Here is a 26,323-nt window from a genome sequence, read left to right on the forward strand (position 1 = left end):
CCGGACGCGGCTCACCGATGACTGGCAAGCTCCCCGAAAACGTCGCCTATTTCGCCCGAGCGCTGCGCATCGCCGGCGTGCCCGTTGGTCCCGGTGCGGTGGTCGAGGCGGTCGAGGCGCTGGCCGAAGGGGCGCTCGGCGAGCGCGATGACGTCTATTGGGCTCTGCATGCGATCTTCGTGAAGAAGCATGAGGATAGCGTCGTCTACGATCAGGCCTTCCGGCTGTTCTGGCGCAGGCGGGCGCTGATCGAGAAATTGATGGCGCAGATGTCGCCCGTCTCGCCTGGCGGCGACAGCTCGCCGCAGAAGGAGGAGGCCGGCGCGCTGCGGGTGGCGGAGGCCTTCGCGCCGCCCAAGCGCGAGGAGGATGAACCGCCGCGAGAGCTGACCGAGTTCAGCGCGCAGATGACCGTCTCCGATCGCGAGACATTGAAATCGCGCGATTTCGCCCAGATGAGCGCGGCCGAGATCGCGCGGGCCAAGCAGTTGATCGCGGGCTTGAGCCTGCCTGACGACAGGGTGCCGACACGGCGCTTCCAGGCCGCACATCAGGGCGCGCGCATCGACCCGCGCCGGACCTTTCGCCGCTCCCTGCGGGGCGGCGGCGGTTCGATCGATCTGGCGTTCCGCGAGCGCGCCGAGGTGCATCCGCCGGTCGTCGCGCTGGTCGATATCTCGGGCTCGATGGCGGAGTATTCGCGCATCTTCCTGCATTTCCTGCATGCGCTCACCGAGAAGCGCCACCGCGTGCATTCCTTCGTTTTCGGCACAAGGCTGACCAATGTCACGCGCTCCTTGCGCGCCCGCGACCCCGACGACGCGCTGGCCCTGGCGGGGCGCGCCGCGCCCGACTGGGAAGGCGGCACGCGCATCTCGACGGCGCTGCATACGTTCAACCGGGTCTGGTCGCGCCGGGTGCTGGGGGGCGGGGCGGTCGTCCTGCTCTTCACCGACGGGCTGGAGCGGCATCTCGACGGAGAGCTCTCCTTCGAGATGGACCGCCTGCACCGCTCCTGCCGCCAACTCGTCTGGCTCAACCCGCTCTTGCGCTTCGAGGCCTTCGAGGCGCGCGCCAGCGGCATCCGCGCGATGCTGCCCCATGTCGACAGTTTCCGACCGATCCACAATCTCGCGGCGATGGCCGATCTCTGCGCGGCACTGTCGCCGGATGCAGACCGGAAGAGCGATCCGCGCCAGTGGTTGAAGAAGGCCGGGTGAGGCATGATATCGATGAGGATTTTCAAGCTGCGCTCGTAGTGACGGGAAGCATCTGAAATCATAGCGAGATCGAAGGTCATCCCATGATCAGCACCGACACAGACATCCTCAGCCTGGCCGAAGCCTGGGCCAAGTCGGGCCGTGGCGTGGCGCTCGCCACCGTGATCGAAACCTGGGGCTCGGCCCCGCGCCCGGTCGGCTCGCATCTCGTCATCGATGACGAAGGTAATTTCCAGGGCTCGGTCTCTGGCGGTTGCGTCGAGGGCGCGGTCGTCGAGGAGGCAGCCGAGGTCATCGGCGGCGGAAAAGCCCGCACGCTCGAATTCGGCGTTGCCGACGAGACCGCCTGGAAGGTCGGGCTCTCCTGCGGCGGGCGGATTCGGGTCTATGTGGAAAAGGTGAACTGATGGCGTCCTGGGAAACCCTTGTCGCCTTCGCGACGCTGACCATCCTGGTTGCCTATTTCCCGGGGCCGGCGCTGCTCTATACGGCGGCGCAGACGATCTCGCATGGCCGCCGCGCCGGCTTCATGGCGATGCTCGGCATCCATCTCGGCTGCTATCTGCATGTCTTTGCCGCCGCCTTCGGCCTGTCGGCGGTGTTCAAGCATGTGCCCGAGCTCTATGTCGCGGTGAAGCTTGCGGGCGCGTTCTATCTCGTCTGGCTCGGCATCGGCATGATCCGCGCCAAGCTGACCCAGGGCGAAGCCTCCGCAACGCCGCCCAAGACGGTCAAGCGTGCCTTGATCGACAGCTTCATTGTCGAGGTGCTGAACCCCAAGGTTGCGCTGTTCTTCATTGCGCTCTTGCCGCAATTCGTCGATCCGGCCGGCTCCCTGCCGGTCTGGGCGCAGTTCCTGATCCTTGGCACGATCGTCAATTTCGCCTTTTCCTCGGCCGATTTCGTTACCGTCCTGGGGGCGTCCGCCGTGGTCAAGACGATGAAGCAGACGAAGGCCGGCTTCGCCTTCGGGCGCTGGCTCGGCGGCTCAATGATGATCGGGCTTGGGCTGAAGCTCGCGATCGACAAGGGCTGACGCGATGGAACTTTCGATCTTATCTGCGCTCAATGCCGAGCGCACTGCGCGGCGCGCGAGCGTTCTCGTCACCACGATCGAAAGCGGCACGCAGCGGCTGGTCAAGGCGGCCGACATCGCGGCCGACCCGCTGGCGGAGGTGCTCGACAAGCAGTTGCGCATGGCCAAGAGCGCGATGGTCGAGGTCGCAGGAGCGCAGTATTTCCTGACCGTGCAGGCGCCGCATCCGCGCATCGTCATCACCGGCGCCGTCCATGTCTCGCAGGCGATGGCGCCAATGGCGAAGCTGCTCGACCTCGACCTCGTGATCGTCGATCCGCGCACCGCTTTCGCCACGCCCGAGCGCTTTCCCGGCGTGCGCCTCCTGACCGAGTGGCCGGATGAGGCGATCGCGACGCTCGGGCTCGACAGCTACACGGCCTTCGTCGCGCTGACGCATGATCCCAAGATCGACGATCCCGGGCTGGAGGCCGCTCTGCGGTCCGATTGCTTCTATATCGGCGCGCTCGGCAGCCGGAAGACGCATGCCCGGCGTATCGAGCGGCTGGCGGCTGCGGGCTTCGATGAGACCGCGACCGGGCGCATCCATGCGCCGATCGGGCTCGACATCGGCGCGGTCTCGCCAGCCGAGATCGCGCTCGCGATCCTGGCTGAGATCGTTAGCAGCTTGCGCGGCCCGCGCCGCAAACCGGTCTGAGCCACAAACCAGATGAAATTCGGACCCGTCGCCATCACCGATGCCGCAGGCTGCATCGCCGCGCACACCGTCCGCGCCGGCGATGTCATCGTCAGGAAGGGCGCGACGATCAGCGCGGAGGATGCCGTCAGGCTCGCGGCCGCTGGGCTGACTGAGCTCGTCGCCGTCAGGTTGGAGCCAGGCGATATCGACGAGAATGCCGCGGCGGCGAAGCTGGCCGCTGCGCTGGCGGGGCAGGGCATCGTCACCGAGACCCCCTTCACCGGTCGCGTCAATCTCTTCGCGACCACAGCAGGCGTGCTGACGATCGATGTCACGGCGATCGACCGCTTCAACCGGGTCGACGAGGCGATCACTGCCGCGACCTTGCCGGCGATGAAGCCTGTCGTTGCGGGCGAGATGGTCGGCACGGTCAAGATCATCCCCTATGGCCTTGCCGGGAGCCTGGTCGACGAGGCGCTGGCGGCCGTCATGGCTGCGCCGATCTCGGTCGCAGCCTATCGGCCCGCTTCGGTCGGGGTGATTTCGACGCTCCTGCCAGGGCTCAAGCCCTCGGTCATCGAGAAGACCCTGCGCATCATGGTTGACCGGCTCACGCCGGCCGGCGCGAACTTGTCCGCCGACAGGCGCGTGCCGCATGAGGTTACGCCATTGGCGCAGGCGCTTGCGAAGATGGTGGCGGGGCCGGCCGATATCGTCATCGTCTTCGGGGCCTCGGCCATCACCGATCGGCGCGATGTGATCCCGCAGGCGCTGCTCGCGGCCGGTGGGCGGATCGAGCATCTCGGCATGCCGGTCGACCCTGGGAACCTGCTGCTGATTGGCGAGCTCGGCGGCAAACCGGTGATCGGCGCGCCCGGCTGCGCCCGCTCGCCCAAGGAGAACGGCTTCGACTGGGTGCTGCAGCGCTGTCTCGCCGGCATTCCCGTCCGCAAGGCCGATATTCAGGCGATGGGCGTCGGCGGCCTCCTGATGGAGATCGTCTCGCGCCCGCAGCCACGGGCTCCGGGCCATGCCGAGGCCGCGCCGGTCGCCGGCATGGTGCTCGCGGCCGGCCGCTCGACCCGGATGGGCGAGGCCAACAAGCTGTTGCAGGCTGTGCGGGGCAAGCCACTGGTGCGCCATGCCGTCGAGGCGCAACTGGCCTCAAAGGCTGCGCCTGTCCTGGTGGTGACGGGTCATCAGCAGAAGGAGGTCGCCGCCGCGCTGGCCGGCCTCGATATTCGCCTCGTCCATAATCCCGATTTCGCCAGTGGCCTTGCCAGTTCTGTGAAGGCGGGCCTTGCCGCATTGCCGGTTTCGGCGCCGGGCGTCGTGGTTTCGCTTGGCGACATGCCCAATGTGACCGCGCAAGTGATTGATAGGCTGGCCGAAGTCTTCGCCGACAGGCCGGATGCGCTGGCGGTGGTGCCGACGCTGCTCGGTCAGCGCGGCAATCCCGTGCTGCTCGCGCGGGCACTGTTCCCGGCGGTGGCGCGGTTGAGCGGCGATCAGGGGGCCAGGCGTCTGCTCGACGAGGCCGGCGAGGCCGTCGCCGAGGTGCCGCTGGACGACCCGGCGATCGCGCTCGACGTCGATACGCCGGAGGCGTTGCGGGCGCTGGTTGGGTAGGGAGATGGCTCGATTTGGAGCTGCGGCGTCATTTCGGGATGGCCCATAGGGCCGAGCCCGGAGCCCATGACTATCGGAATGGCCAGATAGGACGCCATTCATAGCCGACTAGCGTCTGTCTCTCCAGCTTGTGGGCGATGCTGCAGGTGGCCGCCGCTGTGTCTGTTCGCGGACGGCTCCGAACGAGGCCCAGTTGCGGAGGCCGCTGTCGTCGAGCCCGCTCTCGCCGAAGGCGCCGTGACACGCGGCGAGCGCGGTCAAACGCCTAGCCCCGGCATTCGCATGACGCGCCGTCATCCCCACTCCAGCACTGGATGCAACCATCCCCTGCGCATGGCCGGATGCACAGGGGATGGTTGCCGCAGCTTGGCAGGAGGCTTGCAAGCTTTTGTTAACCAAGCAGGCGCAGCCTATATCTAACCGGCTCAACTTTCATCGTGACGTGGCGAAGGGAGATGGCAATGGCTTCAGCGGACTTCATCCGGCAACTGGCGGGATACGGGTTGACGACGGCGACGATCCTCTACCGCTTGCCCGATCACCCGAAATTGCTGCAGACCTATATCTGGCAGCAATATGATCTCGCCCCGCGTTTCCCGCAGCTGCACGACTTTCTCGATTTCTGGAAGCGGGAACTGGAAGGCCCGCTTCATTCGGTCACAGTCGCGCATTCGCGCCTGATCCGTCCGGCCGAAATCGTCAACGTCAACGGCGTGCTGACGCTACATTGAAGGCCCTCATCAAAGAGTTAGAGCAGGATCGACTGCTCTAGCCCGCGCGCCCGGGCGGGGCGCAAAGTGCCGGTACCCACTTTTTTGCATCCTGCCCTCGGCGTCGCCGCGCTTGTTGCGCGGGGCCTGCGCATGCTAGGCCGCTGCTCCCGACCCGGCCCGGCCTTGTCCTATTGTCACCTCCATTACGCACTTCCGGACTACTGACGGCGCTCGCCGCCCTGCCTGGAGAGCGCATCGGGGTCGCCACGATCATGTCCGCGCTCAAGGACCGGACCTACGCGCTGCTCGTGGTCCTGCTCGGCTTGCCGAACTGCCTGCCGATGCCGCCGCCGATCCCGCTGGTCTGCGGCCTGGTGCTCGCCTTCGTCGCGGTGCAGATGCTGACCGGCCGCGCCATGCCGTGGCTGCCTCAGGCCGTCCTCGGCAAGAGCGTGGGTAAGCCCGAACTCAGCCGCGCCGTGGCGCGCGCCGTGCCGGTGCTGACGCGGCTCGAGCGCTTTTCGCGGCCCCGCCTGACCGCCCTGGGCAGCGCCTTCGCAACCCCGGTGCTCGGGCTGATCATCCTCGTGCTGGCGCTCGGCCTTGTCGTCGCGGCGCCCTTCATTGGCCAGATCCCGCTTGGGCTCGCCGTCTGCCTGGTCGGCCTGGGTCTCGTCGAGCGCGACGGGTTGTTCATCATCGCCGGCGCTGTCATCGGCGCGGGCGGGCTGATCCTCAGCGCTGGTTTCGCCTATGCGATCGTCAGCGGTCTTTCCGGGTTGTTCTAGCTTTTGGTTTTAACGCGTTTTCTCCGCGCAAACGCTTCGCGTTTGTCGCGAGGGAACCGGTGTCCACTTCGCTCGAAAACGCTCTAAAAAATCAAGCCGCTGCAAGGCGGGCGGCAAAAGGCGCGTCCTGCGCCAGGAGCCGATCGATCTCGTCCGCCGAGACGGCCTTCGAGAACAGGAAGCCCTGCAATTCGTGGCAGCCGATCGCCTGCAGGAAGCGGTGCTGCTCGACCGTCTCGACGCCCTCGGCGCAGACGCGCAGGCCGAGTGCGCGACCCAGATGGGCGATCGAATGGACCAGAATCGCCGATTCTCCTGTCGTCTCCATGTATTCCAGGAAGGAGCGGTCGATCTTGATCTTGTCGAAGGCAAAGCGGCGTAGATAGATCAGGCTCGAATAGCCGGTGCCGAAATCGTCCAGCGCGAGGCCGACGCCATGGCTGCGCAGATCCATCATCGCGGCCTCCGCCGCATCGGCGTCCTCGACGACGACGCCCTCGGTCAACTCCAGTTCGAGACGCGCCGGGTCGAAGCCGGTCTCCTCGAGGATGGCGATGACGTTGGCGACGAAATCCTTGTGGCGGAACTGGATCGGCGAGACGTTGACCGCGAGCTTGACGCCCTCCCAGCGCAAGGCTTCCGTGCAGGCGCGCCGCAGCACCCAGTCGCTCAGGGGCACTATCAGCCCGCGCTCCTCGGCGATGCCGACGAATTCGGAAGGCGGTACCAGGCCGTGTTCCGGGTGCGGCCAGCGCACCAGAGCCTCGACGCCGATGATCGACGATCCGTCGATCGAGACCTGCGGCTGGTAGTGCAGTACGAGCTGGTCGTCGGTGATCGCCTTGCGCAGATCCTCCTCGACCATGCGCTTGAGTTGCAGCGAGCGATTCATGTGCTCTTCGAAGAAGGAATAGCGGTTCCGGCCTTCGTTCTTGGATTGGTAGAGCGCGGTGTCGGCGAGCCGGAGCAGCAAGCCGCGGTCGCTGCCGTCCTGCGGTGCGAGCGCGATGCCGATCGAGCAGCCGATCGAGGTTTCCACTCCGAAGATGGTGAAAGGCTTGGTCAGGGCCTCAAGGATGCGTTCGCCCAGGGCGGCGCAGCCGGCCGGATCATGGATATTGGTCTGGATGATGCCGAATTCGTCGCCGCCAAGCCGCGCCACAGTGTCGCCCAGCCGCATGATGCCCAGAAGCCTGTCGGCGACCTGGCGGATCAGCTCGTCGCCGGCGGTGTGGCCATAGGTGTCGTTGACGGCCTTGAAGCGGTCGAGGTCGAGCAGCATGACCGCCAAGCTCGCGCCCGAGCGAGCAAGTTGGGCCAACTCCTGGTCGAGCCGGAGGTCGAAGGTGCGCCGGTTCGGCAGCAGCGAGAGCTCGTCCTGCCCGGCGAGGCGCTGGATCTGGCGTTCCCTGAGCGCGACCTGGCTTGCGGCGCCGCGCAACCTCTGGACGACATAGGCGAAGATAGCCGCGAAGAGCAGGCCGACCGCGACGAAGCTCCAGAAGAACTGGTGCAGCATGGCATCGCCCGGGCGCTCGGGCGCCCAGGTCAGCCAGGCCTTGACGGCGCCGTCGGGCGCCAGAACCTGGCGGCGCGACACCGGATCCTCAGGCATCCGCCCGGTCAGGCGGACATCGGCGACGCGGTAGCGATCAGCGATGTCACGCAGCACCGCGCTGGTCAATCGCCGGTAGCCGACGAGCTTCAGACTGCCGGGCCAGCGGGGGACCGCGGGCGTGGCTGCGGCCGCGAGATCGGCGACCAGGACGATGATGGCCTCTTGGCCGTCATGAATAATGAAGCTGACCGTCGGTTCGGCGATGTTCGTCGCCGGCGCAGTCGAGGCGGCCGAGCCTCCGGGAATGCGCTGGCTGAAATGCTTGAGCCCATTATAGCCGGTCTGGCCGGCCTGCGCGCCGGATTCGACGCCGGCGAGAACCCGGCCAGTGCCGGTCACGATATAAGCGCCGTCGAATTCCAGGAAGCGCGTGCTGAGGCGCGTGAAAGCGGATTGGAGCGTCGCGAGCGGATCATCGCTCGCGGAGAGGGCGGCCTGCAGTTCCCCGCTTGCCGCGAGGCTGTCGAGCCGCAAGCGGCGAAGCTTGAGCTGGCTGTCGATGGCCGCCTCGATGCGGTCGCGCTGGCGCATCGCCTCGAGCTTGTTGGCGTCGTTGGTGATCGCGAGCACGACGGCGACCAGGGCGGACAAGACCAGCAGGAACGCACAGCCGAGCGTCGCCACGGTGCTCTTGAGCATCCGCGCCGACGAGTCCGCGTTGGTCATCTTCGCGACGGCAGGCGCGCGCATCAGCTATCCGGAAAGGGCATCAGGACATGCATAATGCCAAGGGATTGTTGACATCCCGTTGCCGCGCGTGCGGATTCTTTGGGGTTTTTAACCGGCTGGCGGTCCATAGGGCGGTCGGGGTATCGCGGTGTGGGCCGCGCGCAACGCCGCCGACCAGCGCTCGCGCAGGTCGTGGAAATAGGGCTCGCCGGCTTCGATCCGGCGGTTGAGCTCGGGCTCGGCGGTGTCGCGGCGCAGCACGATCAGGTCGATCGGCAGGCCGACGCCGAGATTGGAGCGCATCGTCGAATCCATCGAGATCAGGCCGACCTTGAGCGCGTCGTAGAGATGCGTCTTGTAGGTCACAGCGCGGTCGAGGATCGGCTTGCCGTATTTGTGCTCGCCGATCTGGAGGAAGGGCGCATCCATGCCGCATTCGATGAAGTTGCCGGCGCCATAGACCATGAAAAGCCGCATAGGCTGGCCCATGATCTGGCCGCCGAACAGCATCGAGACGTCGAACTTCACGCCCGCTTCCTTCATGGCGTCGCCATCCATGTCCCTGACGGCGCGAATGGCGCGACCGACGAGCTGGGCGGCGCGGAACATCGTCGTCGCGTTGAGCAGGGTGTCCATCTCGCCGGTTTCGGGATTGGCCAGCCCCTCATGCAGCAGGCTGACCACCGACTGAGTCACGGAGAGGTTGCCCGCTGTCATCAACCCGAAGGTGCGCTCGCCCGGCGTGGAAAAGACATGCAGCTTGCGGAAGGTCGAGACGTCGTCGAGCCCCGCATTGGTGCGGGTGTCGGCGATCATCACCAGCCCGTCCTGCACGAGGATTCCGGCGCAATAGGTCACGAGGCGAGTCCTTGTCGTGGGATTGGCCGGGACGCGCCCGGCCGCTCCGTCATTGGTTGGCCTGGAAGCCGGCGGCCTGGCGCGCGCTGACGATCACGGAGAGGCGCTCACCGTCGCCGCCCTTGCGCGCCCCGCGCACCGGAGCGGCATCGGAATAGTCGAGGCCCGAGGCGATGCGCACATGGGTGTCGATCGGGCACAGGCCGTTGGCGCAATCGAAGCCGATCCAGCCATAATCGTCGAGATGGACCTCGGCCCAGGCATGGGCGCCGTTGGCATGGGGCAGGGACTGGCTTTCGGCGACATAGCCGGAGACGTAGCGCGCGGGCATGCCGAGATGGCGGGCGCAGGCCATGAAGACATGAGCGAGATCCTGCGCGATGCCCTCGCGCGCCGCGAAGGCGGCGGCGGCGCCGATCCCGGTGCGGTCGGCGGGCTCCAGACAGGTCATCTCTTCGTGCAGCGCGTCCATCAGGGCGTGCATCCTGGCAAGCGGCGTTCCGGCTTCGCGCGTCGTCTCCAGCGCGAAGCTGCGGAGCGCCTCGTCTGGCGCGCTCAGCAGCGTGTCACGGCGAAAAACCTCGGGCGGAACGCGCTCGATGCCGCCACGCACGACGCCGGCGAGGTCGGTGGTCTCGATCAGGCCACTGACCTGGATCGCCAGCGTCGCAATCGGGCCATCGGCCGAGAAGGTGTGAATCAGGTTGCCGTGAGGGTCCTGGCCGGCACGCAGGCGGCCATCGACCGTGGGCTCGATGCGCCAGGACATGACGTGCTGGCCGTCATGGTCGCGCGGAGTCAGCCGCAGGATCTGCGTGATGTGCCGGGCGGGCTCGGCATAGGCGTAAGCGATCGAGTGGGAAATCCGGATCCGCATGGCGTCGCTGGGTCTCGGGCGGTGGGGCGTGGACGGCCTCTCTTTAGCGGGCCATGCGGCTGGAAGCGAGCCCGAAGCCCGGTTTCATTGCAGATACTGCTCGATGATGGTGCCCCCAAGGCGATTATTCTCGGTGATGAAGTCCGAGATGAACTCGTGCAGCCCGTGCTGGAAGATGTCGTCGATGCGGGTGTTGTTGAGGTTGGCGAGCGTCTTGCGCGCCTGGCGCTGGGCCGGTCCCTGGCGGCCATAGGCGTCGCCGAGCGCGTCGAGGAAGCGCGAGATGTTCTCGTAGCAGCTCGCCAGCGAGCGCGGCATGCGCCGGTTCAGGATCAGGAGGTCGGCGATCAGCAGCGGCTTCACCGCCTCGCGATAGACCCAGTGATAGGCCGTCAGCGCCGAAACCTCGCGCAGGATCGTGGTCCACTGGAAATAGTCGAGCGAACCGCCGACCTGCTCGTTGTCCGGCAGCAGCACATGGTACTTCACGTCGAGGATGCGGGCCGTGTTGTCGGCGCGCTCGACATAGACGCCCAGGCGCGAAAACCAGTAGCCGTCGTCGCGCAGCATGGTGCGGTAGGCCGAGCCGTCGAAGACCAGCGAGACGTTTTTCACCCAGTCCAGGAAGCGCGCCAGTTCCTCACGGTCCATACGCTTCTTTTCGAAGCGTTGCAGTTCGAGCCAGGCGCCGTTCAGCGCGTCCCACATCTCCGAGGTCAACGCGGTGCGCACCGCGCGCGCATTGGAGCGGGCGAGCGCCAGGCAGTTGCGGATCGAGGAGTGGTTGTCGGGGTTGAAGGTCAGGAAGTCGCAGACATTGCGCTCATTGGCCTCGCCATAGGCCTTGGCGAAGGCCTCCTCGCAGCCGGCGGTCGAGACCGCGCTCTGCCATTCCGTGCCGGCGCCGCCATAGGCGTGGGGCAGGTTGGTCAATCGTGTCGTCGCATCGAGGATGCGGGCGAGGTACTCGGCCCGCTCGACATAGCGGGAGACCCAGTAAAGGCTGTCGGCTGTGCGCGAGAGCATGGTCAGTTCGGGCCTTTTCGTGGCGGGGCGCGGTGCGTCGGCGTTCCGTCCGGGATGAATGCCGCTGTTGATGTTATGCATCGAGCACCCAGGTGTCCTTGGTTCCGCCGCCCTGGCTGGAATTGACGACGAGCGAGCCTTCCTTCAGCGCGACGCGGGTGAGGCCGCCAGGCACGCAGGAGATGCCGTTGGCGCCCGAGAGCACATAGGGGCGCAAATCGACATGGCGTGGGGCCACGCCCGAGGCCACGAAGGTCGGGCAGGTCGAGAGGGCGAGGGTAGGCTGGGCGATGAAGCCCTCAGGGCTCGCCTTCAGCTTCTTACGGAAGGTCTCGATCTGCGCCTTGTTGGCGTGCGGGCCCACAAGCATGCCGTAGCCGCCGGAGCCGTTGACCTCCTTGACGACGAGCTTATCGAGATTGTCGAGCACATAGGCATTGGCCTCGGGCTCGCGGCAGCGCCAGGTCGGCACGTTCTTCAGGATCGGCTCCTCGCCGGTGAAGAACTTCACGATCTCGGGCATGTAGCTGTAGACCGCCTTGTCGTCGGCGACGCCGGTGCCGACCGCGTTGGCCAGCGTGACGTTGCCGGCCTTGTAGGCGCCGATCAGCCCGGGCACGCCGAGCACGGAATCGCCGCGGAAGACGAGCGGGTCGATGAAGTCGTCGTCGATGCGCCGGTAGATCACATCGACCCGCTTGGGCCCCTGCGTGGTGCGCATATAGACGACGTCGTCCTTGACCAGCAGGTCCGAGCCCTCGACCAGCTCGACGCCAAGCTTGTCGGCCAGGAAGGAGTGTTCGTAGAAGGCCGAATTGAACTGTCCGGGCGTCAGCAGGCAGATCGACGGGTCGGAGGGCGCGCTGCGCGGCGCGACCGAGCGCAGGGTCGCCAGCAACTGGTCGGGATAATTGTCGACGGGTGCGACGCGATGCGTGGCGAAGAGCTCCGGGAAGAGCCTGAGCATCACCTCGCGGTTCTCCATCATGTAGGAGACGCCTGAGGGCGTGCGCGCATTGTCCTCCAGGACATAGAAGGTATCGGCATCGACCCGGACCACGTCGATGCCGGCGATGTGGCAGTAGATGCCGTGCGGCACCTGAAAATCGACCATTTCGAGCTGGTAGCAGGCATTGCCATAGACCAGGTCGGGCGGGATGATCCCGGCCTTGAGGCATTCCTTGGGCCCGTAGACATCGGCCAGGAACATGTTCAGCGCGGTCACGCGCTGGCGCAGGCCCGCCTCGAGCTTGGTCCATTCCGGCTTGGTCAGGACCCGGGGAATGATGTCGAAGGGGATCAGACGCTCGGTCGACTCTTCGTCGCCATAGACGGCGAAGGTGATGCCGATGCGGCGGAAGAACAGTTCGGCCTGGCTGCGCCGCAGCGCCAGCGTTTCCGGCGGCGCTTCCTTCAGCCAGCGGTCGAGCTCAGCATAGGCCGGCCGTAAATCGGAGCCGGAGCCGGTCATTTCGTCGAACGCGACCATCGTAGGTGTTTTCCCCATTTCGGGCAGCCTATGCCTATTCGCGATCGTTCGGGAAGGGGGCGCATGGTCAGGGCTGCGTCGATGTCTGCCTAATCCTTGAGCAATTCCGGCGTTGGTGCGGCCGGTGCGCTTGTCGAGTCGTCAAAAGGGATGAGGCGCATCGCGCCGAGTTGGGCCGCAGTGGGCCTTCGACAGAATCGCCCGCTGCGGCGCGGCCCGCGTCAGAACCGGTCCGCCTGATCGTTTTCGAGCCACCGCCTCAGAGCGAAGGCGTCGTTCCGAGGCTCGTCGCGGAGCTAGCCGAGAAGCCCGGTCTGCTTGAGAATCGTTTTGACGGACGCTGCTTCCTCGGCGTTGAGGGAGCGTTGCGGCCGGGCCATCGTGTTGGTGTCGATGACGCCGAGAAGCTGCATTGCCGTTTTGAATGCGCCGACGCCGGCCGAGCCGGCGCTGGTGCGGCCGAGCGAGATCCAGACCATCTCGAACAGCCGGCAGAGCCGTTCCTGCTCCTGGCGAGCCTCGTCCCATTTACCGGCCTGGGTCAGCCGCCAGAGCTTGACGTAGCCCTTGGGGTCCACATTGGCGAGGCCGGGCACCACGCCCTGGGCGCCCATCAGCGCCGCGTTGTCGACCACAATCTCGGACCCCGTCATCGCGAAGAAATCGGGGATGTCCGCCAGGTCTTGTTTGACGAAGCGGAAATTGCCGTCGTCCCCGCTGGAATCCTTCAGGCCTGCCACGGTGCCTTCGCGGGCGAGCGTGACGGTCGTCTTGCGCTCAAGCTTGATGTGGACGCAGACGGGGATGTCATAGGCGATGACCGGGCGGTCGACCGCCTCGCGCACATAGCGGAAATGGTCGATGGTCTCGGCCTGGCTGGTGCGGGTGTAGAACGGGGCGGTCACGACCAGCGCGTCGGCGCCCGCGGATTGCGCGACCTTCGCATGCTGGATGACGCGGTCGGTCGTCGGGTCGATCACGCCGGCGAAGATCGGCACGCGGCCATTGTTGATCTTGACGGCGTGCTCGATGATCCTCGCGCGCTCGTCATTGTCGTGGAAGACGACTTCGCTGGTCGACCCCAGCACGAACAGGCCATCGACGCCGCCCTCGAGCAGATGCTCGATCACGCGGGTGAAGGATGGGTAGTCGACCTTGAAATCCAGGGTCAGGGGGGTGACGACCGGGGGAACCACACCGTGAAAACGTGTCATGGGCTGAGGCTTTCTCTGCTTGGATTACTCAAGGCTTGGATTACTCGAGCTCTGTGCGCGGATCGAAGGCGTCGCGGAGACCGTCGCCGATGAAGTTGATGGCGAGCACGGTCGCCACGAGCGCGGCGCCCGCCGGCATCCATTGCGAGGGGTGCAGCTCCAGCACCGCAGTCGAGCGCGCCGCCCTCAGCATGTTGCCCCAGCTCGCTTCGGGCGGAACGATGCCCATGCCAAGAAAGGAGAGGCCGGCTTCGAGGAGGATCGCATTGGCGAACTGCACGGTGGCGTAGACCACGAGGATGTCGAGCGAGTTCGGCAAGGCATGGCGGAAGAGCAGATGCCCGAGACCGGCGCCGAAGCCGCGGGAGGCGACGACGAAATCGCGTTCGCGAAGTTCCAGCAGGCGAGCCCGCACCATGCGCGACAGCACCGGCCAGGACAGGAGCGAGATCACGAAGATCGTCGGCAGGATGCCGGTGCCGGTGATCGAGGCGAGCACCAGCAGCAGGATGACCGGCGGCAGCGTCATGGCGAGATCGACGAAACGCATGATCGCACTATCGACGGCGCGCCCGCCAAAGGCGGCGAGCGCGCCGACGACAAAACCGATGAAAAGCGAGATCGCGACCGAGACGGACGCGATCAGCAGCGAGATCCGCCCGCCCTGCAGCAGGCGGGCCAGCGTATCGCGGCCGACGCCGTCGGTGCCGAGCCAATGGGCCATTGAGGGCCCGGAGTTCAGCGCCCGCAGATCGATGCTGTTGGGCGCATAGCGCCACCAGAGCGGATAGGTCAGCACCGCGAGCAGCACCGGCGCCAGGATGAGCAGGCCGGCAATCGCCGCTCCATTGCGGAAAAAGCGCCCGAGCGCGCGTTGCAGCGGGCTCCGGCTGCGCCTTTGCAGGGAAACGACGCTTGCGGCCATGGGCGTATCCGCGCTCATCAGCTCACCTGAATGCGCGGATCGACCGCCGCATAGGCAAGGTCTGTCAGGAGATTGACCAGGATGACGCCGACGCCGACCAAGAGCGTCGCGCCCATGATCACCGGGTAGTCGCGGGTCTCGACCGCCTTGACCATCAAGAGCCCCATGCCCGGCCAGTCGAAGACGCTTTCGATGAAGATCGCGCCACCGATGGCAATGCCGATGGTCGAGCCGATCAGGGTGATGACGGGTAGGATGGCGTTGCGCAGGGCGTGCCTGACGATCACCGCGAATTCGCCGACGCCCTTGGCCCGGGCCGTGCGCAGATAATCCTGGTTCAACACCTCGATCAGCGAGGAGCGCATGTAGCGCATGAACAGCGCGGAATAGACGAGCGCGAGCAAAGAGGCGGGCAGGATGAGGTGGGCCAGCAGATCCGAGAGCGAGAAGGGTGCGCCCGGCGTCAGCATCCCGCCCGAGGGAGCCCAGCGCAGCACCACTGCAAAGACGTAGAGGCCGAGCAGAGCGTTGAGGAAGGCCGGGGTCGAGATGGCGAGGAAGGCGAGGACGCCGAGGCCGAGATCGATGACGGAGTTGCGCTTGACCGCACTGATGACGCCGGCGGCAATGCCCAGCACGATCGCCATGGCCAGGCCGGTCAGCATCAGCAGCAGCGTCGGCCCGGTGCGCTCCATCAGAAGCGGCAGTACGCGTACGCCGGCCCGGTCGATCGAGTAACCGAGATCGCCGCCAAGCGCCGCGCGCAGCCAGGCGAAATATTGCACTGGCCAGGGCTGGTCGAGCCCGAGCCGTTGGCGCAGCGCGTCCATCTCGACCTGGCTCAGCGGGGCCAGCGGATTGAGATAGGCATCGATCGGGTCACCCGGCGCCAGGCGCAGTAGCACGAAGACCATGATGCTGAGCGCAATCAGCATCGTCAGGCCGGCGGCGAGCCGTTTCAGATAGAAGCCAAGCATGGTTCACGCCGTCGTCGAGGGGAGCTCAGGGCGCGATCGACCATTTCTCCGGCGTGGCCGCGAACGGCCCGCCACCCGGCGCCGGTGTCCAGACGAAGTCCTTGAGCTTGACCGAGGCGACGCCGTAGCGGTTGGCGACCCACATCGTGCCCCAGGGCAGCGTCTTGTTCATGACGGCGCAGACGTCCTGGTATTTTGTCGTCGCCTTGGCCTGGTCGGTCTCGGCGACGGCGGTGTTCAGCGCGGCATTGAGTTCGGGAATCTTGATCTGCAGGAAGTTCTGGCCGACGGGCGGGATCTGGCTCTCGTTCAGACCGAGATTGAGCGTTCCGGGATCGGGGCCATTCTGCAGCCCGGCATAGACCAGCGGGAAATCGGCTGGGTTTGGCGTCCGGGACATGACGATGCCGTTATAGCCCGCCGAATCCAATGCGCGCGGCACGACATTGATGCCGACCTGGGCGAGCATGGCCTGGACCGCGGCCATGACGTTGGCGGTCAGCGGGTTGTTGTAATAGGTGATCCAGGAGATCGGCTTGGCGCCGTTGATCTTGTCCCAGCCGGCCTCCTTGAGCAGCCGCGTCGCCTTGGCCGGGTCATAGGCATATTCGTCGAGCGCCTTCGGGATCAGGCTTCCCTCGACATAGCCGCAATCGGCCTTCTTGGCGGCGCCCTTGTAGAGACTGTCGATGATCGTGTTGCGGTCAATCGCATGCATCACCGCCTGGCGGACGCGGATGTCGTTCCAGAGCGGCAGCTGGTTGTTGAAGCCGATATAGTTGGCGACGTAGGAGGCGCCTTCGATGATGGCGTAGTCCTTGTTGCCCTTGAAGGTCGGGACGTCGTCGGACTCGATATAGGTGAACTGGATTTCGCCGGCCCGCAGCGCCGAGATCGCCGCGGCTGCATTGGCGAAGTAGCGGTTGATCAACCGGTCGACCTTGGGCTTGCCGCCGCGATAGGTTTCGTTGGCGGCGAGTTCGACGAAGCGGTCGGTCTCGTAGCGCACGAATTTGAACGGGCCGGTGCCGATCGGCTTGGTCGACCACATCGCGTTCTTCGCCATGTCTTCCGGTGCTATTGCTGCGAGCGCATGCGCCGGCAGGATCATCATCTTGGTCAAGCTGACGATCAGGGCGTTGTCGGGCCGCGACAGCTTGACGACGACGGTGCGCGGGTCCTTGACCTCGACGCTGTCGACGGCGGACAGCCGCGCCGACAGCAGGCTCGCGGTCTTCGGGTTCTTGTTGAGCTCGATGGTGAACTTCACATCGGCAGCGGTGAACTTCTGGCCGTCATGCCAGCTTTCTTCCGTCAGTTTGAAGGTATAGCTCAGCTTGTCCTGGCTGATCTCCCAGCTCGCCGCCAGTGCCGGCACGAGCTTGGTCAGGCCGGCATCATAAGTGACCAGCGGCTCGAAATAAGTGTTCAGCCAAGTATAGCCGGCGGGCGCCGTCATCGGGTTGAAATTGCCCTGCAGGCCGCCGGGGCCGACGTCGAAGCCGCCGGTGATCGTCTTCATCTGGGCGAAAGCCGGCGTCATCATCGTGCCGGCCAGCAACACAGCGCCGATCAGCGCCTTACGATACATCCTCATGGTCATGGTAACCTCCCATTAGCTCGCCTTGCTGGCTGCTATTATTTTTGAGATGCCGTGATAGTGGTGGTCGAGGCGCTCGCGCGCCGTTTCGGCGTCGCGCGCTGCGACAGCTTCGACGATCTCGTGGTGATCGCGCCAGGTGGCGACGGGATCGCGGTTTTCGAGATTGAAGAAGTCCGAGGCTTTGACGAAGGCCTGCCAGAAGATGTCGAGCAGCTTCAGTAGGAGCTGATTGTTCTGGCAGCGGAACAAGGTGCGGTGGAAGCGCCGGTCCTCCTCCAGGAAGCTTTTGCCCGCATCGACGCTCGCCTTCATCTGGGCCGTGATGGCGCGCAGTTCGGCGATGTCGTCGGCGCCGATCACCTCCACCGTCCTGCCGATCAGCGCGCCTTCCAGCGCGCGGCGAATGGTCAGGAGCTCCTCGAAATCGTCGAGCCGGCCACGCAGACCGAAGGCGAGGTTGTCGAGCAGCGGGGCGAAGGAGAAGTCGCTGACGAAGATGCCGATGCCGCGCCTGGTCTCGACGATGCCGACGGATTCCAGCGCCTTGACCGCCTCGCGCACCGAATTGCGACTGACGCCAAGCTGTTGGGCGAGGTCGTTCTCCGGCGGAAGCGGACTGCCCGGAGGCAGACCGCTCTCGTCGATATAGGCCTTGACGCTTTCGAGCACCGAGACGTGCAGCGATTGCGGTTTCACCAGAGGCTTGATCGTCCGGTTCACGGGCCTTCGACCTCGTCATGGGTGGCGCGCGGGGTGCCTTCTCCGAGCACTGGCGGATGCCGTCCATTGGTTGATCGATATTTACTTGTAGGATATCCCTTAAGTCAACAAGCCGGCGAGACGGGAAACGAAGATGGCCGGGAAGCTCGAACGAGCGGGCAGGTGGGGCAAATTGCGCGGCAATTGGGCGACGCTGCTGCTGCCGATCGCGCCCGACGGCGCCATCGATCTGTCGGGGTTGGCCGACGAGATCGACGTTCTGATCGCTGCCAAGGTCGATGGCATCTATTCGAACGGCACCGCGGGCGAGTGCTGCAACCAGACCGAGGCCGAATTCGACGCAATCCAGCGCATCCTGGCCGAACGCTGCAGCCGGTCGAGGACTCCTTTCGTCATCGGCGCCTGCCAGCCCGATCCGAGCCTGGCGCTCGACCGGCTGCGCCGGGCCGTTGCGCATGCGCCCGATGGAATCCAGGTGATCCTGCCGGATTGGTGGCCGGTCACCGATCCCGAGGCCGTGGACTTCCTGCAGATGGCGGCCGAGGCGGCGGGAGACATTCCGCTCGTGCTCTACAATCCGCCGCATGCGAAGCGCGTGCTGTCGCCGGCCACGCTGGCCGCCGTGCTGAAACAGGTGCCCGGGGTCGTCGGTGTCAAGCTGGCCGACGGCGATGCTGACTGGTACGCGGCGGCCGACAAGCATCTGCGGGATTGGGCGCTGTATGTGCCGGGCCACCATCTCGCGACCGGGGTTAAGGCTGGCGTCGCGGCCGGGGCCTTCTCCAATGTCGCCTGCCTCAGCCCGCGCGGCGCGCAGCTATGGACCGAGATGATGCGGACAGACATTGCAGGGGCATGCGAGATCGAGCAGCGCATCTGCGAATTCATGGACGCGCATATCCTGCCGTTCCGGCGCGACCATGGCTATTCCAACGCCGCCCTCGACAAGCTGCTCGCCGCGATCGGCAACTGGGCGCCCCTTAGTCCGCGCCTGCGCCGGCCCTATCGCTGGATCGAGGCAGCCGAGGCCGAGCGGCTGAGGCCGATCGCGCGGCGCATGATGCCGGAGATCATGGACGCGCGCTGAGCCAGGCCATGTGTTGCCGTGGTCGAAACGGCGGCCGTTGTCGAAACGAGGGAGCCCGATGCCTGAGATCACCAGAGTTCGCTGCGTCCTCTTGAGTTCGCCCTATGCCGATGCGGATGAGCGCGAGATCAAGGCCTGTTTCCCGAACGGGCCGAAGCGCACGATCGGCATGGTCGAGGTGACGCTGGACAATGGCGTGACCGGCATCGGCGAAGGCTATCTCGCCGTGTTCGCGCCGCTGGTCTTCAAATCGATCGTCGATCTCTGCACGCCGCTGATGCTAGGCAAGGACGGCTTCGACATTCCACGGCGGGTCAAGGATCTGCGCTCGCTGTGCGATTACTGGTCGCTCCAGGGCGCGGCGCGCCATGTCATCAGCGCGTTCGAGGCCGCGTTGCAGGACGCCAGGGGCAAGAGCCTCGGCGTGCCCGTCTATGAGCTGCTCGGCGGCGCGAAACGCGACTCGATCCAGATCTATGGCAGTGGCGGCTGCTGCGATGCCAAGCACCAGTTCATCCGCGAGCTCGACCTGCTGAGCGCGAAGGGCATCGGCATCTACAAGATCCGCTCGCTCAAGCACGACATCTGGCGCACCGTCTGGGCGCTGGAGGAAGCGGCCAGGCGCGGCATTCGCGTGGCCGTGGACATGTGCCAGAATCTGGCCGATCCGCCGCAGCCCGTGGATGATGTCGTCGCCTTCGTCGAGGCCGTGCATGCCAGGACGGAGCAGCGCATGCTGTTCCTCGAAGAGGCCGTCGGTCCCGACAGCCCCGAGGCGTTCCGCGCGCTGCGCCAGCGCATCGACGTTCCTGTCTGCGGCGGCGAGATCATCACGACGCCGAAAGAGATGATCGAGCGCATGCGCGTCGGCGCCTATGCCTTCGTCCAGCCCGACGCCTCCGTGATCGGCGGCGTCAGCGCGGTGATGGAGATCTTCACTGTGGCCGACGCGCTCAAGATCGATGTCGTCGTGCATGCCTGGGGCGGAGCGGCCGCGATCATGGCGAATTACCATGCCGCCTTTGCCGGCGGCGGCGGGCTGGTGGAATTCCCGATGCTCGATTTCCCGCTCGGCCGCGAGATGATCGGCGATCAGGGGCGGATCGAAAAAGGCCGCCTGCTGCGCCCCACCGCGCCGGGCCTCGGCCTGACCCTGACCCCCGAGATGGAAGCGCGCTATCCCTTCGACGGGAGCGCCGTCTATAGCTGCGTCCTGAACGATTGGGATCCACCGCCGGACGACCACTGGAAACCTTGATGCGCGCCTAATGGGTGGCTCGGCGCATCAGCTAGCCCAGCGAGTGACCGTTCTCGCGCGCATTTCGCGGGAGAGTGCAGTGCCAGCCTGCAAAACGAAGGCATTAGCAATATCGATTATTTGAATTAGATATTATTATAATACCTTTGGACCTTCCTGCGCTGTGATTTGATGACTCGACCGGGGCTCGGCTCGCCCAGCCCCCGGAGATCGTCACGGCAAGCAGGTTTCCCATGTCCAAAGATGTCGCGGCCATCAAAGCCGAACTTTGCCAGATGATCGACGAAAGGCGCGACGAGATCATCGCCTTGCTCCAGCGGTTCCTTCAGATCAAAAGCGTCAACCCGCCAGGTGACATGCGCGAGACGGCTGATTTCGTCCGCAGCATCCTCGACGAATTCGGAAGCCCGCACAGGACTGTCGCTCTCAGGGACGACATGCCGAATATCATCGGCCGCTGGGACGCGCCCAGACCAGGCCGTCATCTCGTCTTGAACGGGCATATGGACGTCTTCCCCGTCACCAATGAACGCTTGTGGGACGCCGCTATCGTCGATGGCAAGATCATGGGCCGCGGCGCCTCCGACATGAAGACAGGGACGCTCGCCTCGATCCTGACCTATTGCTATCTCTATCCCTATAGCGAGCATCTCAGCGGCGCCTTGACCCTGACGGTCGTCTCCGACGAGCAGTCCGGTGGACGATACGGCACGAAATATCTGTTCGATGAATTCGCCGATGAAATCGCCGGAGATTGCTGCCTAAACGGCGAGCCCAGCGGGCTGGCCAATCTGCGCTTCACGGAGAAGGGAACCCTGCGCTTCCAGCTTTCCGCCAGGAGCGCGGGAGGGCATGGCGGCTATCCGCATCGCGCGCCCAACCCAATCGAGGCGATCTGCAAGCTCGTCGCTGCGATCTATGAGCGCTACCATCTCAAGCTCGCGACCTTGCCTCCCGAGATCGATGCGGTCCTGACATCGCCTGAAACGATCGCTGCGGCGGATGCCAATCTCGGCAAGGGCGCAGGCGATATCGCGCGCCGCATCACCGTCAATGTCGGCATCATCGAGGGCGGACAGAAGGCGACGCAGATTCCCACCGGATGCAGCACGCATCTCGACATCCGCGTACCGATCGGCTCCGACCGCGACGTCATCCGACGCGATCTCGAAACGCTGGCTTCAGAGCATGGCTGCGAGATGGTCGTGAACGAGGACCACAGCTATCCCGCGAGCATGACCGATCCGTTCGGCGAGATGGCGACGATTCTGCGCGGCAACATCAAATCCCTGCTCGGGCATGACGCGCCGCCGGTTTCAAGCCTCGGGGGTACCGACACGCGCTATTGGCGCTGGCGCAAAATCCCCGCGATCATCTGCGGCCCTTCGCCGATCAGCATGGGACGCGATGACGAGCACGTCACCATCGACGAGGCCATCGCCGTGCTCAAACTGCAGGTGATGTGCGTCCTGGACTATCTCGGCAATACGGGCGCCGCGTTGTCCCAAAACACCAGCCAAAACATCAGCTCCGATCCGCGCCCGGCGTAACGCGCCGTTTGACGCAGCGCGCGGCATACACATCGGCGCCGAGCAAAAAAGGCCGAGGGGACAACGTAATGAAGCCGATGACGCGCAGATTCGAGCCGACCCAGGCGCTGCATCAGCAGGCGCGGCTTCACGGCCGAAGGGGAGGGTGACGCATGCCGCCTTCCAACACGGGCCCCGCCGGGGGCAGCGCGATCTCCGCTCTACAGTCCGCCTTGCCGGCTGACGCCTACAAGATCGCCCATTACACGATCGTGCCCCGGCGCCATTATGGCCGGATCCTCGCCACCGTCGCGATCCTCGCGGTCCTGGCGGTGCTGATCCGGGCCTTTGCCGTCGGCGATATCGAGTGGCGCTATGTCGGCCTGTTTCTGACGGCGCCGGCCATCATGACCGGGCTTGCCAACACCATCCTGCTCGCGATCTGCGCCATGCTGCTGGGGGTCGTTCTCGGCGTGCTCTTCGCCGTGATGCGCCTCTCGAAGAACCCCGTCCTGAGCACCGTGGCGAAGCTCTATGTCTGGCTGTTTCGCGGCGCGCCGGCGCTGCTGCAGTTGCTGATCTGGTTCAACCTGGCTCTGATCTTCCCCCGGATCGCTTTCCCCGGTCTCTTCGACCTGCGCACGGTCGATGTGATGACGCCGTTCGTCGCCGGATTGCTCGGCCTGGGCATCCAGCAGGGCGCCTACACATCCGAGGTCGTCCGAGCGGGCCTCCTCTCCGTCGATCGCGGCCAATATGAAGCAGCCCAGGCGATCGGCATGACCCGCCTGCGGATGCTGAGGCGCATCGTGATGCCGCAAGCGATGCGCGTCATCGTTCCGCCCGTCGGCAACGAGTTCATCGGAATGGTGAAGCTGACCTCGCTGGCGAGCGTGATCCAGTACTCTGAAATGCTCCATGCCGCGCAGACGATCTACTACGCGAATTCCCGCGTGCTCGAACTCCTGATCGTCGCGAGCATCTGGTACCTCGTCATCGTCTCGGTGCTGAGTTTCGGCCAGAGCTTCGTCGAGCGCTATTTCGGGCGCGGCGTCGCCGCCGTCCGCCACGGCTTGTGACGGGAGGCGCGAGATGAACTCCCCCTCAACCAGTCCCATCGTCCGGGCAATCGACGTCTGCAAGCGCTTCGGCAATTTCGACGCTCTCAAAAACGTCAATCTGGAGGTCGATGCCGGCGAAGTCGTCTGCATCATCGGCCCGTCCGGTTCAGGCAAGAGCACGCTTCTGCGCTGCATCAATCAGCTCGAACAGATCGATGGCGGTGCCATCTGGGTCAATGCGGAACTGATCGGCTATCGCCGCGAAGGGACCAAACTCTATCATCTGACGGACGCCGAGATCGCCCGGCAGCGGCAATGCGTGGGCATGGTCTTCCAGCGCTTCAACCTGTTCCCTCACTTCACGGCGCTGGAAAACGTCACGGAAGGCCCGGTGCAGGTCCTGGGCGAGCCGTTGAAGCAGGCCCAGGCACGTGGTCGGGCATTGCTTGCCCAGGTCGGCCTGGCCGACAAGGAAAACGCCTATCCATCCGAATTGTCGGGCGGGCAGCAACAGCGTGTGGCGATCGCGCGCGGTCTCGCCATGCGACCGGAGATCATGCTGTTCGACGAGCCGACCTCGGCCCTCGACCCGGAACTCGTCGGCGACGTCCTGTCCGTGATGAAGGACCTCGCCACGAGCGGCATGACCATGGTCGTGGTGACGCATGAGCTCGGCTTCGCGCGCGAGGTCGCCGACCGCATCGTCTTCATGGATCAGGGCGAGATCATCGAGGTCGGCCTCGCCCAGGACCTGCTGTCCTCGCCACGCCAAAAACGCACCCAGGATTTCATCTCGGCGGTGCGCGCCTGAGCTGCCTCGAGATCATCAACGACAATAAAGGAGTGGGACAATGAAATTCGCCGTCATCGCCACGGGAGCCCTGCTGGTGCTCAGCGCCACTGCGGCTCATGCCCAAGCCCTGCCCGAGAAATATAAAAGCGCGGGGAAGATCGTCATCGGCACGACGCCGAACTACCCGCCCGTGACGTTCAAGGATCCGGCGACCAACCAGCTCACCGGCTACGATATCGAAATCGGCAATGCCATCGGCGAGAAGCTGGGCATCAAGATCGAATGGCAGGACACCAGCTTCGAGCAGATGATCAGCGGGGTCACGACCGACCGGATCGATCTCATCCTCGGCGGGATGAACGATCTCCCCGCCCGCCGCGAGACGGTCGATTTCATCGACTATATGAAGTCCGGGGTCCAGTTCTTCGTCCAGCACAAGCGCTCGGGCGAATTCAAGGAGGCCACCGACCTCTGCGGCAAGACGGTGGGGGCGAGCCGCCGCACGAACTTTCCCAAGGATATCGATGCCTGGAGCCAGGAGTGGTGCGTCAAGGCCGGCAAGCCTGCAATCAAGGTGCTGGGTACGGAAGGTTCAGCCGATGCGCGGGCACAGCTCCGACAGGGCCGCATCGATGCCGGCGCCCAGGGTAATGAGAGCCTTCCCTACCTGATGAAGCTCGACCCCGATACCTACAAGCTCCTCGGAACTCCCTTTGCCATCACCTACCAAGGCATCGGGGTGGCGAAAAAGAATGGCGCCTTGCGCGATGCCGTCGCGGGCGCACTCAAGGCGATGCTGACTGATGGGACCTACAACAAGATCGTCGCCAAATATGAGGTGCAGCCCAGCGCGATCACCGAGGTTTCCATCAATGAAGTGCCGTTGAAGTAACCGGTTACAGGCTTGCGGGATTGCTGTCCCGCAGGCTGCCTTCCCGGCACGTCAACCGCGAGGCTGCTCGAAGACGTGGAACTGATCACCCATCCACGGAGCAATGGCGTGCAGGCTGGGCGCAATCTTGTCCCGAAGCAGGACGTGAAGAACATGGGCGACCTCTTGCGGAATCGCGCCGAGTTCGGATTTCCGGGAATATAGGTCAATACGCCGGCGTATCTTGATGCCCGGCAGTGGCAGCAGCCGCACCCCGGTCATGCGTTCCTTCGTCTGCAGCGCCATCAGCGGCGTGGTGATCGACCAGCCGAGACCCGCCGACACCATGGTTGCGATGGTGTCGGCCGTATCGCTCTCGAACTCGCGGGGAAACTCCAGCCGCAACTGCCGGATCACCTGCTCGACCTGGCGGCCTGCACTCGTGCGATGGGTATGCCGAATGAAATTGCGACCCTTGAGATCGGCCAAAGACCGGACCTCGATATCCCATTCGGCAGGCAGCGCCAGGGCGTAGGGCTCGATCAGGAGCGGAATCGTGATGGCCGCATCGACTTCCCTGAGAAGATCGACGCCGATGAGGATGTCGATTTCACGAGCCTGGAACTGTTCCTCGCTGATGCCCCGCATGTTCGCAAACAGCGAGCACCGTTTGACGCTCTTGCCCAGTTCCCGGACGAAATCTGGCCCGAGCGTCGTGGTCAGCGAGGCGACCATCGAGATCCGCAAGGTCGGGATCACATGGTGGGCGGAGGATTTGACAGCCGTCTCAAGCTCGCGGGCCTGCTCCAGCAAGTCATGCGCCTTTTCCATGAGCAACCGGCCAGCCGTCGTCGCCTGTACGGGCCGGATGTCGCGGTCGAGCAGGGTGACACCCATGGCTTTTTCGAGATTGGCCACAACCTGCGACACCGCCGATTGCGTCAATCCGACCCGCCGCGCGCCCTTTGTCAGGCTACCGGTGGCGACGACCGTTCGAAAGATCTCCAATTGCCAAAGATCAAATCCCAGCTTCTGCGACGTCGTCATGTGTCTCGATCTGAGCGGTCTGGCAGGCATCCGATGATAGAGGCTTCCCGCCCAGGCTTACAGCGGGAGTTTTTTGCCCTTGCCGGCCGGTGTCCTGCGTCATGACGAGGGACGCCGGCACTGTCGAGAGCTGGCGTCATGTCGCGTGTCGGGCCGCCTACATGCCCAGGCGATCGCGGGCGACAGTCAGGCGAATTGACAATCCCTCCGGCCTCCAGTCGCGAAGGATTTCGCCGCCAAGTTGCCCCTTTACGGTGGCCCTTGCGAGAAGAGTGCCGAAACCGTCGCCGTCGCTTGACTGCTCCGCGGCTGGCTCGCCGCTTTCGATCCAGGCAAGGGTGAACTGGTCGTCATCCTCCTCGCCGACGATGTCCACGTGGCCTTCGGGAGATGACAGCGCCAGGTCGAGCCGCGGCAGAGTATGGAGCTCCACGCGATCGTCCCTGCCATTCCTGCTGCCATCGCCCGACGGGCGAGGGAGATGTACAAAACGCGTGTAACCGAGTTCGAAAAGGAGGTGGGATCAGCTTAGCTCACCGCCCACGGAACCGGCCGCGAGCCAGTTTGCGTTCCCGCTCCCTGGGGAGACCAGAAATTTTGGAACGCTCGCTCCCGAGGGCCGTTCATGTCTCAGCG

The 26,323-nt window shown here is 65.0% G+C and carries 25 protein-coding genes; 13 read left to right on the forward strand and 12 right to left on the reverse strand.

The window, feature by feature from the left end:
- Positions 1-17: 17 nt before the first annotated feature.
- The 7 genes from RMR04_RS10160 to RMR04_RS10190 all read left to right on the forward strand — a co-directional run bounded on the left by RMR04_RS10160 (position 18) and on the right by RMR04_RS10190 (position 6,065).
- A complete protein-coding gene (locus tag RMR04_RS10160; protein WP_311914529.1) occupies positions 18-1,220 on the forward strand; it encodes a vWA domain-containing protein in 1,203 nt (400 codons plus the stop codon).
- A gap of 83 nt (positions 1,221-1,303) precedes the next feature.
- Complete coding sequence (locus RMR04_RS10165; protein ID WP_311914530.1) at positions 1,304-1,627, forward strand: XdhC family protein; 324 nt, start codon at positions 1,304-1,306, stop codon at positions 1,625-1,627.
- Positions 1,627-2,256, forward strand: a complete 630-nt coding sequence (locus RMR04_RS10170; protein ID WP_311914531.1) for a LysE family translocator — start codon at positions 1,627-1,629, stop codon at positions 2,254-2,256. The genes RMR04_RS10165 and RMR04_RS10170 overlap by 1 nt, the downstream gene beginning before the upstream one ends.
- 4 nt (positions 2,257-2,260) lie before the next feature.
- Positions 2,261-2,953 carry an XdhC family protein gene (locus RMR04_RS10175; protein WP_311914532.1) on the forward strand — a complete coding sequence of 231 codons (693 nt, stop codon included), beginning with the start codon at positions 2,261-2,263 and terminating at the stop codon, positions 2,951-2,953.
- A gap of 12 nt (positions 2,954-2,965) precedes the next feature.
- Positions 2,966-4,564 (forward strand): NTP transferase domain-containing protein, encoded by a 1,599-nt coding sequence (locus tag RMR04_RS10180; RefSeq protein ID WP_311914534.1) that lies wholly within the window; start codon positions 2,966-2,968, stop codon positions 4,562-4,564.
- 461 nt (positions 4,565-5,025) lie between these two features.
- The gene (locus RMR04_RS10185) at positions 5,026-5,295 is read left to right on the forward strand and encodes an usg protein (RefSeq protein ID WP_311914535.1); all 270 of its coding nucleotides are present in this window, start codon (positions 5,026-5,028) and stop codon (positions 5,293-5,295) included.
- 254 nt (positions 5,296-5,549) lie between these two features.
- Complete coding sequence (locus RMR04_RS10190) at positions 5,550-6,065, forward strand: exopolysaccharide biosynthesis protein (protein ID WP_311914536.1); 516 nt, start codon at positions 5,550-5,552, stop codon at positions 6,063-6,065.
- 91 nt (positions 6,066-6,156) lie between these two features.
- Here RMR04_RS10190 and RMR04_RS10195 read toward each other — a convergent pair whose 3' ends face one another.
- The 10 genes from RMR04_RS10195 to RMR04_RS10240 all read right to left on the reverse strand — a co-directional run bounded on the left by RMR04_RS10195 (position 6,157) and on the right by RMR04_RS10240 (position 18,041).
- Entirely contained in the window at positions 6,157-8,373 is a 2,217-nt protein-coding gene (locus RMR04_RS10195) for a putative bifunctional diguanylate cyclase/phosphodiesterase (RefSeq protein ID WP_311914537.1), read from the reverse strand.
- Between the two features lie 87 nt (positions 8,374-8,460).
- Positions 8,461-9,210: a proteasome-type protease gene (locus RMR04_RS10200; RefSeq protein WP_311914539.1), complete on the reverse strand. Its 750-nt coding sequence runs from the start codon at positions 9,208-9,210 to the stop codon at positions 8,461-8,463.
- A gap of 49 nt (positions 9,211-9,259) precedes the next feature.
- Positions 9,260-10,087 (reverse strand): transglutaminase family protein, encoded by an 828-nt coding sequence (locus tag RMR04_RS10205; RefSeq protein ID WP_311914541.1) that lies wholly within the window; start codon positions 10,085-10,087, stop codon positions 9,260-9,262.
- Positions 10,088-10,171: 84 nt separating this feature from the next.
- A complete protein-coding gene (locus RMR04_RS10210) occupies positions 10,172-11,113 on the reverse strand; it encodes an alpha-E domain-containing protein (protein WP_311914543.1) in 942 nt (313 codons plus the stop codon).
- 73 nt (positions 11,114-11,186) lie between these two features.
- Positions 11,187-12,602: a circularly permuted type 2 ATP-grasp protein gene (locus RMR04_RS10215; protein WP_311914545.1), complete on the reverse strand. Its 1,416-nt coding sequence runs from the start codon at positions 12,600-12,602 to the stop codon at positions 11,187-11,189.
- A gap of 296 nt (positions 12,603-12,898) precedes the next feature.
- Complete coding sequence (locus RMR04_RS10220) at positions 12,899-13,816, reverse strand: dihydrodipicolinate synthase family protein (protein WP_311914547.1); 918 nt, start codon at positions 13,814-13,816, stop codon at positions 12,899-12,901.
- A gap of 40 nt (positions 13,817-13,856) precedes the next feature.
- The gene (locus tag RMR04_RS10225; RefSeq protein ID WP_311914549.1) at positions 13,857-14,741 is read right to left on the reverse strand and encodes an ABC transporter permease; all 885 of its coding nucleotides are present in this window, start codon (positions 14,739-14,741) and stop codon (positions 13,857-13,859) included.
- 17 nt (positions 14,742-14,758) lie between these two features.
- A complete protein-coding gene (locus RMR04_RS10230) occupies positions 14,759-15,718 on the reverse strand; it encodes an ABC transporter permease (RefSeq protein WP_311914550.1) in 960 nt (319 codons plus the stop codon).
- A 25-nt stretch (positions 15,719-15,743) separates the two neighbouring features.
- Positions 15,744-17,321 carry an ABC transporter substrate-binding protein gene (locus RMR04_RS10235; RefSeq protein ID WP_410492225.1) on the reverse strand — a complete coding sequence of 526 codons (1,578 nt, stop codon included), beginning with the start codon at positions 17,319-17,321 and terminating at the stop codon, positions 15,744-15,746.
- Positions 17,322-17,333: 12 nt separating this feature from the next.
- Positions 17,334-18,041 (reverse strand): FadR/GntR family transcriptional regulator, encoded by a 708-nt coding sequence (locus RMR04_RS10240; protein WP_311914551.1) that lies wholly within the window; start codon positions 18,039-18,041, stop codon positions 17,334-17,336.
- A 133-nt stretch (positions 18,042-18,174) separates the two neighbouring features.
- Between RMR04_RS10240 and RMR04_RS10245 the strand changes: the two genes are divergently transcribed.
- From RMR04_RS10245 to RMR04_RS10270, 6 genes are all read left to right on the forward strand, one after another.
- On the forward strand, positions 18,175-19,128 hold the full coding sequence (locus tag RMR04_RS10245; RefSeq protein WP_311914554.1) for a dihydrodipicolinate synthase family protein: 954 nt from the start codon (positions 18,175-18,177) through the stop codon (positions 19,126-19,128).
- 58 nt (positions 19,129-19,186) lie between these two features.
- Complete coding sequence (locus RMR04_RS10250) at positions 19,187-20,386, forward strand: mandelate racemase/muconate lactonizing enzyme family protein (protein WP_311914555.1); 1,200 nt, start codon at positions 19,187-19,189, stop codon at positions 20,384-20,386.
- A 233-nt stretch (positions 20,387-20,619) separates the two neighbouring features.
- Positions 20,620-21,936: a M20/M25/M40 family metallo-hydrolase gene (locus RMR04_RS10255; protein WP_311914556.1), complete on the forward strand. Its 1,317-nt coding sequence runs from the start codon at positions 20,620-20,622 to the stop codon at positions 21,934-21,936.
- A gap of 152 nt (positions 21,937-22,088) precedes the next feature.
- Positions 22,089-22,994 carry an amino acid ABC transporter permease gene (locus tag RMR04_RS10260; RefSeq protein ID WP_311914558.1) on the forward strand — a complete coding sequence of 302 codons (906 nt, stop codon included), beginning with the start codon at positions 22,089-22,091 and terminating at the stop codon, positions 22,992-22,994.
- Between the two features lie 13 nt (positions 22,995-23,007).
- Positions 23,008-23,787 (forward strand): amino acid ABC transporter ATP-binding protein, encoded by a 780-nt coding sequence (locus RMR04_RS10265; RefSeq protein ID WP_311914559.1) that lies wholly within the window; start codon positions 23,008-23,010, stop codon positions 23,785-23,787.
- Between the two features lie 40 nt (positions 23,788-23,827).
- Positions 23,828-24,661, forward strand: coding sequence for an ABC transporter substrate-binding protein (locus tag RMR04_RS10270; protein WP_311914561.1), 834 nt, complete (start codon positions 23,828-23,830; stop codon positions 24,659-24,661).
- A 51-nt stretch (positions 24,662-24,712) separates the two neighbouring features.
- On the opposite strand, the gene RMR04_RS10275 is transcribed toward RMR04_RS10270, so the two are convergent.
- Together RMR04_RS10275 and RMR04_RS10280 are read right to left on the reverse strand one after the other, a co-directional pair.
- Positions 24,713-25,687 (reverse strand): LysR family transcriptional regulator, encoded by a 975-nt coding sequence (locus RMR04_RS10275; RefSeq protein WP_310156558.1) that lies wholly within the window; start codon positions 25,685-25,687, stop codon positions 24,713-24,715.
- Between the two features lie 157 nt (positions 25,688-25,844).
- Entirely contained in the window at positions 25,845-26,120 is a 276-nt protein-coding gene (locus RMR04_RS10280) for a hypothetical protein (protein WP_311914564.1), read from the reverse strand.
- Between the last annotated feature and the right edge of the window lie 203 nt (positions 26,121-26,323).

It is taken from the genome of Bosea sp. 685 (genome assembly GCF_031884435.1).
In the GTDB taxonomy this organism is placed as follows: domain Bacteria; phylum Pseudomonadota; class Alphaproteobacteria; order Rhizobiales; family Beijerinckiaceae; genus Allobosea.